General features: G+C 42.6%; 9 protein-coding genes. 8 read left to right on the plus strand and 1 reads right to left on the minus strand.

Annotation, left to right across the window (positions count from 1 at the left end):
- Window positions 1-222 precede the first annotated feature (222 nt).
- From ACS8FA_RS22105 to ACS8FA_RS22125, 5 genes are all read left to right on the plus strand, one after another.
- Window positions 223-846, plus strand: coding sequence for an anthranilate synthase component II (locus ACS8FA_RS22105; RefSeq protein WP_439265429.1), 624 nt, complete (start codon window positions 223-225; stop codon window positions 844-846).
- Between the two features lie 98 nt (window positions 847-944).
- Window positions 945-2,066 (plus strand): anthranilate phosphoribosyltransferase, encoded by a 1,122-nt coding sequence (gene trpD / locus ACS8FA_RS22110; protein WP_165596962.1) that lies wholly within the window; start codon window positions 945-947, stop codon window positions 2,064-2,066.
- Between the two features lie 170 nt (window positions 2,067-2,236).
- Window positions 2,237-3,106 carry an indole-3-glycerol phosphate synthase TrpC gene (gene trpC, locus ACS8FA_RS22115; RefSeq protein WP_439265431.1) on the plus strand — a complete coding sequence of 290 codons (870 nt, stop codon included), beginning with the start codon at window positions 2,237-2,239 and terminating at the stop codon, window positions 3,104-3,106.
- Between the two features lie 122 nt (window positions 3,107-3,228).
- Window positions 3,229-3,960 carry a Smr/MutS family protein gene (locus tag ACS8FA_RS22120; RefSeq protein WP_101204988.1) on the plus strand — a complete coding sequence of 244 codons (732 nt, stop codon included), beginning with the start codon at window positions 3,229-3,231 and terminating at the stop codon, window positions 3,958-3,960.
- 207 nt (window positions 3,961-4,167) lie between these two features.
- Window positions 4,168-4,800 carry a DNA-3-methyladenine glycosylase family protein gene (locus ACS8FA_RS22125; RefSeq protein WP_439265433.1) on the plus strand — a complete coding sequence of 211 codons (633 nt, stop codon included), beginning with the start codon at window positions 4,168-4,170 and terminating at the stop codon, window positions 4,798-4,800.
- A gap of 61 nt (window positions 4,801-4,861) precedes the next feature.
- Here the strand turns inward: ACS8FA_RS22125 and ACS8FA_RS22130 are convergent, their stop codons facing one another.
- Window positions 4,862-6,787 carry a mechanosensitive ion channel family protein gene (locus tag ACS8FA_RS22130; protein WP_439265488.1) on the minus strand — a complete coding sequence of 642 codons (1,926 nt, stop codon included), beginning with the start codon at window positions 6,785-6,787 and terminating at the stop codon, window positions 4,862-4,864.
- 498 nt (window positions 6,788-7,285) lie between these two features.
- Here ACS8FA_RS22130 and ACS8FA_RS22135 point away from each other — a divergent pair, with 498 nt between their 5' ends.
- The 3 genes from ACS8FA_RS22135 to metF all read left to right on the plus strand — a co-directional run bounded on the left by ACS8FA_RS22135 (window position 7,286) and on the right by metF (window position 11,813).
- Window positions 7,286-9,178 carry a TonB-dependent receptor plug domain-containing protein gene (locus ACS8FA_RS22135; protein ID WP_439265435.1) on the plus strand — a complete coding sequence of 631 codons (1,893 nt, stop codon included), beginning with the start codon at window positions 7,286-7,288 and terminating at the stop codon, window positions 9,176-9,178.
- A 348-nt stretch (window positions 9,179-9,526) separates the two neighbouring features.
- Window positions 9,527-10,951, plus strand: coding sequence for an adenosylhomocysteinase (ahcY, locus tag ACS8FA_RS22140; protein ID WP_101204984.1), 1,425 nt, complete (start codon window positions 9,527-9,529; stop codon window positions 10,949-10,951).
- A gap of 13 nt (window positions 10,952-10,964) precedes the next feature.
- On the plus strand, window positions 10,965-11,813 hold the full coding sequence (gene metF, locus ACS8FA_RS22145) for a methylenetetrahydrofolate reductase [NAD(P)H] (protein ID WP_439265437.1): 849 nt from the start codon (window positions 10,965-10,967) through the stop codon (window positions 11,811-11,813).
- Window positions 11,814-12,105 lie beyond the last annotated feature (292 nt).

Here is a 12,105-nt window from a genome sequence, read left to right on the forward strand (position 1 = left end):
TCGTTATCGATACGATAATAAAAAATATGTTTTTACTTGGTGCTTACTTAGATAGCCTATACCCTACATTTGATAGAAAACAAAATAGTGGTAAGATAACCGCGCGCAATAACGCTCTCTGTTATAGTCAGAGCTATTTATGTTCGGCAATCAAGTGACTCGACAACAGTGAAAACCAATTTCATGTTAAAAATATAATAAAACTGATAAGTTGAAGCCTTAATGATTTTGATGATCGATAATTACGATAGCTTTACGTACAATATCGTACAGTACTTCGGTGAGCTAAGGCAGGACATCACTGTCTGGCGTAATGATCAGGTCAGCATTGAGCAGATTAAAACCCTTGCACCTGATGTCATTGTGATTGGCCCAGGTCCGTGCGATCCTGACCGTGCAGGTATTTCGCTGCAAGCCATTGAGACATTTAAAGGGATTATTCCCATACTGGGTATTTGCTTGGGTCATCAAGCTATCGGTCAAGCCTTTAGCGGTCAAGTGGTCAAAGCGGGCGAAGTCATGCATGGCCGCTTATCAGCTATCTATCACAACGAGCAAGGTGTGTTTGCTGGATTACCTAACCCGTCACAGGTTACGCGTTATCATTCACTCGTCATTGATAAGACAAGCTTGCCAGACTGCCTTGAACTCACCGCATGGACACAAAATGCCGATGGTAGTATTGAGGAAATCATGGGTATCCGCCATAAGGAGTTTGCTGTAGAAGGTGTCCAGTTCCATCCTGAGTCGATATTGAGCGAAGCAGGTTATCAATTGCTCAATAACTTTTTACAGACTCATGGCTTGTCTACTCTGACATCCGATGAGCTACCACAAGTTGGCTAGATTTGACTAAAAGCACGTCGGTAAAACATACTGCTTTCATAAACACATGCCAAATTTCATACAGATTCATATAAAAAATAATAGTAAGTGAGACTACAATGAGTACGACAAAAATAGAAGAAACGCACACGCCAGAGAGCATTGCAAAATTGTCTGATGAACAAACACATCAATTGCTAACCACAGCTTTGGGTAGAATATTTCAACACATCGATTTAACCTTTGATGAGATGTATCAAGTGATGCTCATCATCATGCAAGGTAGATGCAGCGACGCTATGATGGGCGCTATCTTGACGGGGCTGCGCATGAAGGGCGAATCCATTGACGAGATTACTGCATCAGCCAGCGCCATGCGTGCACTAGCCGCCAACATTGAACCAAAGAACTGCGATTACTTGGTAGATATCGTTGGTACTGGCGGCGATGGTGCTAATCTGTTTAATGTCTCGACTGCATCGGCATTGGTTGTTGCGGCAGCTGGTGCACAAGTTGCTAAGCACGGCAATCGCGGCGTCTCAACCAAATCTGGTAGCTCAGACTTACTTGAGCAAGCAGGTATCAGTCTTGCGCTCACTCCAGAGCAAGCAAAAGACTGTATCGAAAACCAAGGTATCGGGTTTTTATTTGCACCCAATCATCACAGCGCCATGCGTTATGCCAACCCTGTACGCCGTGAATTAAAAGCACGTACCATCTTTAATATTTTGGGCCCATTGACCAACCCTGCTGGCACGCCAAACTTAGTCATCGGTGTATTTACCGCGCAGTTATGTGAGCCGATTGCTAAGGTGATGAAAAACTTAGGCGCACGTCATGTCATGGTAGTAGGCGCAAAAGATGGTCTTGATGAAATCAGTCTTGCGACTTCGACCACAGTCGCTGAGCTAAAAGATGGCGAGATATCAGTCTATGATATGATGCCAGAAGATGCGGGTATCGAGTCCCAAACTCTTATCGGCCTAGATGTCGACTCTCCAGCACAAAGTTTAGATCTGATTCGTGCTGCGCTATCTGGAGCCGACACTCATGACCGTGCCGTACTTAAAGCACGTGATATGATTGCGCTAAATGCAGGTGCCGCGATATACACTGCAGGACTTGCCAGCAACTACCCTAACGGTGTTAGCCGAGCACAAAAAATCATTCAAAATGGTGATGCTTTACTCAAACTTGAGTCTTTGGCCAACTATACCCAACAGCTAGTCGCTCAAGGTTAACTTATAAGCACTCATCTACTGTCTATAGTCAAAGAAATCTAAAACGGATACAAGGCAGCCGACCACAGATTGTACAAGTCGTACATCTAAGGAGGACAACGCCGTAGCCATTTAGTAGTTACTAATAGTTCTCTGACTATATTTACATTTAACGATATTCGGATACCAGTATGACCACAACCCATTCAGACATACCGTCAGTGCTACAGCGCATTGTCGCCACCAAAGTAGAAGAAGTAAAAGCCGCTCGCGAAGCATTGTCTTTAGAGGACTTGAAAGCACAGGTCGCAGCTGATGATAAACCGCGCCGAGGTTTTGCCGCGGCATTACGTGCTGCTGGCACTAAAGAAAATGGTATCGGTATCATTGCTGAGATTAAAAAAGCCTCACCGTCTAAAGGCATTATCAATCATAACTTTACCCCTGCTCTATTTGCGCAGCAGTATGAGCAAGCGGGCGCTAGTTGTCTGTCTGTATTGACCGATCGTGATTACTTTCAGGGTGATGATATCTATCTTATTCAAGCAGCTAATACCTCAAGCTTACCGATATTACGTAAAGACTTTATGATTGATGTCTATCAAATCTATCAATCTTACCTAATGGGCGCTGACTGCATCCTCCTCATTATGGCTTGCCTAGATGATGCGCAAGTACAAGAGCTACATGCACTCAGTATTGAGCTTGGTATGGACGTATTGATAGAAGTGCATACCCAATCTGAGCTTGAGCGTGCGCTACAATTGCCACGTTCAGTACACAATATTTATGGTATCAATAACCGTGATTTGAATACCTTTGATGTGGACCTGCAAACCACGCTTGATCTTAAGAATATTTTAAACGACGCACTCGCTGCTGATAGCGCTGAACAAAAACCACTTATTGTGACTGAGAGCGGTATTCATAGCAGTGATGATATTCGCCTTATGCTAAGTAATGATATTCAGCACTTTTTAATCGGTGAGCAATTTATGAAAACTGATCATCCAGGGCAAGCGTTACAATCCTTACTTGCGGGCGTCGCGGCAGACGGGTAAAGTAACTCAATAATTTATGCTTAAATATATACTAATAGCTTGAACAATGTCTGCGCTATATACATAGTTCAATCAACCATTCATCAATCAACCATTCATCAATCAACGATACGTTAACTTTTATGTCAAACTCTCTGTTTTCAAAAGAAATGCAAGACCAGCTCAAAGAACTTAAAGGCCAGCTGAGCAAGGGCCGTGATACCAATTCACCTGAAGGTGAGAATCAAAAGCCAACTGAGCCGGTATCGCTACCGACTCAAAAGCAAGTAAAAAAGACAGTCAAGCAGCTAGATAGTGAACATATCGATGACGATAAAGTTCTATTTATGCAAGCCATGCATGGTGTTAATCAGCTAGAAGACAAAAATGTTCGCTCACCTGCCAGCGCAACTAGAGCAGGCAAACCTGATGCAGCGACACTATCAAAACGTGCTGCGGCTCAAGGTAGTGAGGCCAGTGATTTAGGCGCAGGCTTGTCAGATATGCAAGCACTACTGAACCCTGTTGCTGCTGAAGCTTATTTGTCTTATAAGCAACCAACACTGCAAAATAAAATCTTTGATCAGCTCAAAAAAGGCAAGCTGCGTTGGTATGATGCGGTAGATATCCATGGCTGTACGATAGAAGAAGCACGCGAAGCGATGACTCAACTATTGAGCCAAGCCAAGCAAAACAACGAAACCATGGTAAAAATCGTCCATGGTAAAGGTAGCGAAGCGATTCTAAAAACCTGTATTAACGGCTGGTTACGTCAATTGCCAGAAGTATTAGCTTTTTGCTCTGCGCCACCAAAAGATGGTGGTAACGGTGCTGTACTAGTACTACTTAAAAAACCTAAAGCAGATGGCGAATAGGTCTATTGTTAGTGATACGGTACTATATAAAAAGGACTGCTTATTTGCAGTCCTTTTTATATCAATCACTTATGGTTTAGACGTAGACTGCAACGATGTTTCCTTTAATGAATGCTCTCTTTAATGTACATTCCATTTAATGTTAGCTTCTCATTCTGCATTAATATCTTTACTTGAGCTCCTTCTAATTAGCAAAGCGAAATCACTATGAGCATACAGACTATTGAAAACACCAACGAACTAGAACGGCAGATTGCTGCGTTGATCGTACTTGAACCAAGGTTTGCTTCTGTGCATAAGCAGGTCGGGACACCTAATCTTAGGCATAACGCAGGTGGGTTTGAGCAGTTGATGAGAGCGATGGTCGGTCAGCAGTTATCAGTTGCCGCCGCTGCCAGTATTTGGAAACGGTTGGTTGATGCAGAATTAATCACTCCGCAAGCTATACGCGAGGCGACAGATGATACTTTGAAGACACAAGGATTGTCTAAGCAAAAAACTCGTTATGTACGCTCTTTAGTGGATCATGATATAGACTTTGCAGCCTTAGAAACTTTGCCAAATGAAGAGGTCATAACAACCTTGACAGCTGTGACAGGGATTGGACGTTGGACAGCTGAGATGTATTTATTATTTTCGCTAAAACGTGCAGACATACTTGCAGTCGATGATTTGGCCATTAAAGTTGCAGCCATGGAGTTGTTAGGCTTAGCAGAGCGCCCAACACCCAAGCAGCTAAAAGACTTAACTCAGCATTGGTCACCTTATCGTAGTGCTACCAGTCTACTGCTTTGGTCGTACTACGGTTTATTACGTGATAAAACCGCAGTACCTTTGTAACTAATTGAGCAAAAAACATAGCCAGTGTTATTCACTACCATTCGTGAGCAAAAAGTCTCCTTTAAGGCTGATTCCATATAGAAAAGCCAGATTTGTTTTTAGTGTGCTTAAACTTACTTTTTCTTAGCATATGACTTTTATGCTTTAGTGCCTTAAGCGCACCACTTCTGCTGACGGTCGCCATAGAGAATTTGTGGTGACTTGCAACATCATTTTTAGCCTTGTCGCTATCTTTACGAATATTAACGCCATCGTCGTTGTAGTCTTTCCTGTATACGCTTGTGTTTACTTCCTTGTTATCAGACACTTCATTATTAGCAGAGTTACTACTGTTATCTGATTCATTTCCTTCTGCTGATTCATCAGTACTACTTCCCACATGATGTTCAAGTTCAGCTTGATTAACAATCAACTGCTGAGTCGGCAATGCATGTTCTACTTTATATTTCGCGACTTTCTTTAATATATCGACAAACAAAGCGTTTTGTTTGTCATAGAACTCAATGATACCAATAGCATTCACATAAGCTTGCAACTGAATAACATAGCAATCTTGGCGCAGCTCCAAAATATTGACCTGATTCCATTCTTGATTGGTCAAATCATGCTCTTTTATAAATTCATCCAAGTCATTAACCATTTTGAATATTACGTCAAGATCAGCGGTACGCTTAATATATAAGTAGTGGAAAAAACGAAACATATCGCGAGAGGTAAAGTTTTCGATTTGCATCGATGAAAAATCACCGTTTGGTACCGTAACAATCGTCCGCGACAAGGTCCGTACGCGCGATGAGCGAATACCAATATCAATAACTGTGCCTTCGTAAGTACCAAACTTACAATAGTCACCGATACGCACAGGTGAATCGGCGACGACGACGACACTACCAACTAAGTTTTCAATCGTCTTTTGCGCACCAAGGGCCAACGCCAAACCACCCACACCCAGTGCGGCAATACCAGTGGTCAAATCAAAGCCCAAATTGCCAAAAATGACAATCACTGCAAATATCAGGAGTAGCGCTTTGACAACCTTGCGCAGCAGTCCCAAAATTGAGACACGCTCAGTATAGTTTTTCTTGTAGCTTAGATTTACCGCTCGAGTAAATATCGCATCGATCACTCGTAATAGTAGCCAAGTCAGCGCCAACCAAGAGGCTATATCCGTAAAGCGATTGACTGGCTCACGTAGTGTCACCGATACGCCTGCATAAACCATCACTTCTGATAGTATCAATGCCATAATGACCACAGAGAGTGGCAATATTACTTTGTTAGGTAACGGCAATGGCGTACCACGCAAATACGGATAAACAATCCTTAATAAGTGGTATAGCAACCATACCGCGACATAAGTAAGTACAAAGCTAGTCACAATCATGGTGAGCGCGGCAACCAAATCAGCTAGCTGATAGCCGAAAAGCTTTTTACCATCTAAAGAATCAACCGTGTAGCGCGATACTAAGGTCGGCTCAGTATTTTCTATCACTTCTGGTACTGAGGTCAACGTATCGCTAGAGAACTGCCAATATTGCTCATTCTGTTTTGAGACCACCCTTTCGAGTAGTAACGGAACACTTCGCTCTCCGATATTAATCACACCGACATTTTCTTGGCTAGGTGGCAGCTGGTCAGTTAGATTACCCTCAGGTGAGTTACTAATCTGTAGATCCGGCTGAAAACGCCCACCTGCATCTAGTGCCTGTTTAAACTGTCGCACAACGGTCGTTGGGTTATCGGACTTTGATAAGTTGAGATAATTACTTGCCAGCAAATAATCATTTTCACCCAGCGCACTGATAAACCCTTGTACCGTATGACGCGGCGTATCTCGGCCAAACGAATCAGGCAATGGCGTACTTACTGTCTCTCCACTACTGTCATTACCCACTCCAAGCGCACCAGCCTCGACAGCATAAGCATTATTTGGCAAGGCGATACTCAACAGCATAGTCAGTAATAGCATCGCGACTATAAATGGCATTTTAGTAATAGCAGAGAATAAATTAGGCGAAGGACTGGGAGTCAGATTGTGCTTGATAGACAAAACAAACCTCTTAGTTTAAAAATGGCATGATAGATTGACAGGTGACGTCCATACTATAGTAACAATTATTTATAACAGCAGTACTTTTGATTACGCAATTTTGTAGCTAACTGTATTGGTATTTGATTTTTTACTCTATGTGCATTTCTAATAATAAGTATTTATTAAGACAGCTTTCTCTTATAAAACTAAGAAGATGCTCATAAAATATTTAGGTAAATTAATTTTTAATAGACTATTTAGCAAGCTAACCTGAATAACATTCAGCCTACCCTGAATAAAAATTAGGTTAAAGTAGTTTATAAAGCAAGTTAATTTGTAGATAATGAGCACAGTTTTGCTTATATACTGTTTTTTGTAACTTTTGACCCCTTTTACGTCATAATAGTTACTTCTCATTTCTGCATTTTTAACTTGATTACTTTGGAATCGACTATGTCTGTATCACGTGCATCTTCACGTACCTATCTTCGTTTAAGTATTTTGAGCGCGCTTGGCTTACTTGCAGTAAATACTGCAATGGCAGCCACTTCTGAAAACACTTCCATCAACGATAGTAACCTACCACAAGTTGAGCTTGATGAAATTGTCGTTACAGCCACTCGCACACCTACTAAGACAAGTAATGTAATTGCGCAAACACGAGTAATCGATAAAGAAGAGTTACAACGTTATCAAGGTCAAACCGTTTTGGACGTACTCAAACGTCAGCCAGGCATTGCTTTTAAACAAAACGGTGGTCTTGGCGCTTCTTCAAACTTTTATATGCGCGGCTACGATAGCAAACAAGTCCTCGTATTGATTGATGGTATACGTTATAGCTCAGTCAGTGCTGGAGGCGCCGCGTTAAACTTGCTACCTGCTGATCAAATTGATCGAATTGAAGTTCTCTATGGTGCATCAGGTTCTAGCATCTATGGTGCGGATGCGATGGGTGGTGTGATTCAAGTATTCACTAAAGGCAGCAATATAGATCGAAGTAGCATGTCAGTTACCGCAGGTATCGGCTCAAACGATCATTACGTATATGGTGCGAGCGCACAACTTGCCAATACTAATGGTACTACATTAAGCCTTTCAGCCAGTCACAACGAAACAGATGGTATCAATGCGACCCGACCAGATCCCAGTAATCAAAACGACCCTTATAACAAAGACGCTGATGGTTTTGAGAGCGACAGTGTAAGCCTAGCAGTCAATCAGCGTTTTGGCGATACGTTACTGACAGGTGCTAGTATCTTGTATAGTAAATCCACTACTGAATATGACGACGGTATTTTTGAAGACGTTCATGCTGATCAAGAAAACGGCGCAGCGCAAGCTTATGTCGACTGGCAATATATGCCTGATGCCTCTGTTAAGCTCCAATATGGTCACTCTGTTGATAAAAGTGAGTCTTATGCTAAGTATCCGAATGTATTCGATGGTACTCAAGACCAGATTAGCTTAGTTGGTAAAAACAAGCTGCTAGCTGGTGAAGCTGTTTATGGTCTCGAATACCTCACTCAAGACTTAGACAGCACGGCTTACAGTATTGATGACCGTAATGTCAAAAGTGCCTTTGCTGGCTATGTCATCGCCAATGACCGCTTTGATGCACAAGCCAACCTACGCTACGATGATGACTCACGCTATGGTGATGAAACCACCTATAATTTGGGCGGTGCAATGCATCTTAGTCCTGATTTCCGCGTTGGTGCGAGCTATGCTAAAGGCTTCCGCGCACCTGTCTTTAATGATTTAAGCCCTGCATATGGTGGCGATCTTAACCTTAATCCTGAGACTAGCGACAACTATGAAGTATTTGCTCAGTACGATAGCACTCGGCACAGCACACGTCTGACAGGTTATCGCAGTGATGTGGATAATTTAATTGCTTACTCTAATTTCAAAGCAAAGAATATCAATAGCGCTAAGATTGAAGGCATATCATTAACCTCTGACTGGGAAATGAACGACTATCTGTTTGGCGGCAGCTATGACTACCAGAAGGCAGAAGACAGTAGTGGCGGAAGTGATGATGGCAACTCTCTTCCCTACCGTCCTGAACACAAGGGCTTGGTATATGTCGGATACCGTCTGCCAAGTTTAGATATACGCGCTGAATATCAGTATGTAGGGGACTATTACAGCAGAATTACCAATACTGACTCTCAATTTGTAGACAACTATGGATTGCTGAACATCAGTGGTAACTACAAACTTACTGATAATTTGTCTATGACTGCACGTCTAAACAACATCACTAACGAAGATTATATAACAGATATTGGCTATAATACTGACGGTATTAACTACTTTACCTCTCTAACTTACAACTGGTACTAATTTTGGCTGAGTAGTATCAAAAAACATTAAAACAAAAAAGGTCATCAGTCGATGGCCTTTTTTATGGCTATAGATTCCTGTTTGAGGTTTTGTTTGTCTAAGGCGTCAGCTATTTATCTCAGTCAATAGGTGACAATTAACCACTCATCTATTACAATAACGACCTCCGAGAGGTGTTGCGCCATAATAGTGATTTACTGCATTAACATTCTATAGTTATGCAATCACAGGTTATGTTAGGCTCGGTTAACTGTCGAGAGTCCATATTTTTGGTCGCTCACAGCGCAAACAACGGCACCTGCGTTTTTATTCTTTTTATCATTCGTTAACCACTGATAGGAGCATATTATGGACGCAGTGTCTACTACACCATCTGCCCATACGATCGATCCCTCTTTCACTGACTACAAAGTCGCTGACATCAGCCTTGCTGATTACGGCCGTCGTGAGATTACCCTTGCTGAAGCCGAAATGCCTGCCCTAATGGGTTTGCGTCGTCGCTACGAAGCAGACCAGCCGCTTAAAGGCGCGAAAATCGCTGGCTGTATCCACATGACCATTCAGACAGCCGTACTTATCGAGACACTAGTCGCGCTTGGTGCTGAAGTACGCTGGACATCATGTAATATCTTCTCAACCCAAGACCATGCTGCTGCTGCGATTGCTGCTGCTGGTATCTCTGTTTATGCTTGGAAAGGCGAAACAGAAGAAGAGTATGAATGGTGCCTACGTCAGCAAGTCCATGTTGGCGGCGAAGCATCAGGCCAACTTTGGGATGCTAACTTAATCTTGGATGATGGCGGTGATTTGACTGCTTTGATTCACAATGATTATGCAGAGCTTCTTGATAACATCCACGGTATTTCAGAAGAGACCACCACTGGCGTTCATCGCTTGGTTGAGATGCTTGGTAAAGGTACACTTAAAGTACCAGCCATCAACGTCAACGATGCAGTTACCAAGTCTAAAAACGACAACAAATACGGCTGCCGTCATAGCTTAAACGATGCTATCAAACGCGCTACCGATATGTTCCTTGCTGGTCGCCGCGCTTTGGTTATCGGTTATGGCGATGTAGGTAAAGGCTCTACACAAAGCTTACGCCAAGAAGGCATGATCGTACGTGTTTCAGAAGTTGACCCTATTTGTGCTATGCAGGCATGTATGGACGGCTTTGAAGTCTTATCACCATACATTGACGGTGACAACACGGGCGGCGCAGCCAGCATCAACAAGCGCTTGCTTGAAGACACTGACATGATCGTCACCACGACTGGTAACTATCACGTTTGTGACCGTCATATGCTAGCAGCCCTTAAGCCTGGTGCTGTGGTGTGTAACATCGGTCACTTTGATACAGAAATCGACACACAGTTTATGCGTGATAACTGGCGCTGGGTTGAGATCAAGCCACAAGTTCATCAAATCTTCCGCTCAGACGATGAGAACGATTATCTAATCTTGCTTGCTGAAGGTCGCCTAGTAAACCTAGGTAACGCAACTGGTCACCCATCACGCGTGATGGATGGCTCATTTGCCAACCAAGTATTGGCTCAAATGTATCTGTTCGAAGAAAAATTCGCTGACTTGCCAGCTGACCAACGTACTGACAACCTATACGTAAAAGTATTGCCTAAAAAGTTAGACGAAGAAGTGGCCGCTGCGATGGTTGCAGGCTTTAACGGTACGCTAACTAAGCTGACTCAAAAGCAAGCTGAGTATTTGGGTGTGCCAGTTGAAGGTCCATTCAAGCCTGACGCTTATAAATACTAAAAGGAGCCTGACTGTGAGTAAGCCTGCTTTCTCCTTTGAGTTCTTTCCTGCAAAGACCGAGCAAGGTCACGAAAAGCTTCTCAGCACTTATGATGAGCTTAATAAGTTATCACCAGCTTATTTTTCGGTAACTTACGGTGCGGGCGGTTCAACCCGTAGCCGCACCTTAGATATCGTACAGGCACTAAGTGCGCGTGGTACCACTGAAATCGCGCCGCATATGTCTTGTATTGGCGATGACAAAAGTGAAATCGCTGAATTGCTCGAGTATTATAAGACTTTAGGTATTAGACGCTTAGTAGCGCTACGCGGCGATTTGCCATCAGGTCAGGTGGGCATGGGTGAGCTACCATTTGCGGTAGATTTGGTAAAGTACATTCGTGAGCATTCAGGTGATCACTTCCATATCGAAGTGGCTTCCTATCCTGAAATGCACCCACAAGCGCGGAGCTTTGAGTTTGACATTGATAACTTGGTAAATAAATACCAAGCTGGTGCCAATGCGTCGATTACCCAGTTTTTCTACAACGCTGACAGCTATCTGTACTTGCGTGATAAGTTAGAGAAACGCGGTATTGATACAGTAGCTCAGCCTTTGGTCGCTGGTATCATGCCAATTACCAATTCAAGCAATCTCTTGCGTTTTGCTGATAGCTGTGGCGCCGATATTCCGCGCTATGTACGTAAACAGCTGACGGATTTTGGTGATGACCGTAAGGCTATTCGTGAGTTTGGCTTTGATGTGGTTTATCGCTTGTGTGAACGCTTGATTGCCGAGGGCGTACCTGCCATGCATTTTTATAGCATGAACAAAATTGAGCCAAACAAACGCTTAGTAGAAGCATTGGGATTGACCGCTTAAACTTGTAAGCATTCTAGAATATCCTTTAATCATTCCTGAATACATTATCAATGACTGGCGCTTTTAGGAGCGCCAGTTTTTTATTGTCAAAATTTTGACCAATAACCCTTAACCGTTTTATTCATACACTTTATCTTATTTGATTTTTAAAAATTTCTTCACTGTGTAATAATGCTGTTCTAAAAATAATTATCTTTGTTAAGAAAAATTCTCATAAAACAAATGTCATTAATTGTCTCAAGTGATATTCTATAGATCTAATAATAACTATACTCAATCAAATAATAGGAAT

Origin of the sequence: Psychrobacter sp. 1Y1 (genome assembly GCF_051847395.2) — a bacterium.
Taxonomy (GTDB): Bacteria; Pseudomonadota; Gammaproteobacteria; order Pseudomonadales; family Moraxellaceae; genus Psychrobacter.

Excerpts from the sequence above, each read along its gene's own strand:
- ACS8FA_RS22105 (WP_439265429.1), top strand. The coding sequence starts at position 223 with ATGATTTTGATGATCGATAATTACGATAGCTTTACGTACAATATCGTA.
- trpD (WP_165596962.1), top strand. The coding sequence starts at position 945 with ATGAGTACGACAAAAATAGAAGAAACGCACACGCCAGAGAGCATTGCA.
- trpC (WP_439265431.1), top strand. The coding sequence starts at position 2,237 with ATGACCACAACCCATTCAGACATACCGTCAGTGCTACAGCGCATTGTC.
- ACS8FA_RS22120 (WP_101204988.1), top strand. The coding sequence starts at position 3,229 with ATGTCAAACTCTCTGTTTTCAAAAGAAATGCAAGACCAGCTCAAAGAA.
- ACS8FA_RS22125 (WP_439265433.1), top strand. The coding sequence starts at position 4,168 with ATGAGCATACAGACTATTGAAAACACCAACGAACTAGAACGGCAGATT.
- ACS8FA_RS22130 (WP_439265488.1), bottom strand. The coding sequence starts at position 6,787 with ATGCCATTTATAGTCGCGATGCTATTACTGACTATGCTGTTGAGTATC.
- ACS8FA_RS22135 (WP_439265435.1), top strand. The coding sequence starts at position 7,286 with ATGTCTGTATCACGTGCATCTTCACGTACCTATCTTCGTTTAAGTATT.
- ahcY (WP_101204984.1), top strand. The coding sequence starts at position 9,527 with ATGGACGCAGTGTCTACTACACCATCTGCCCATACGATCGATCCCTCT.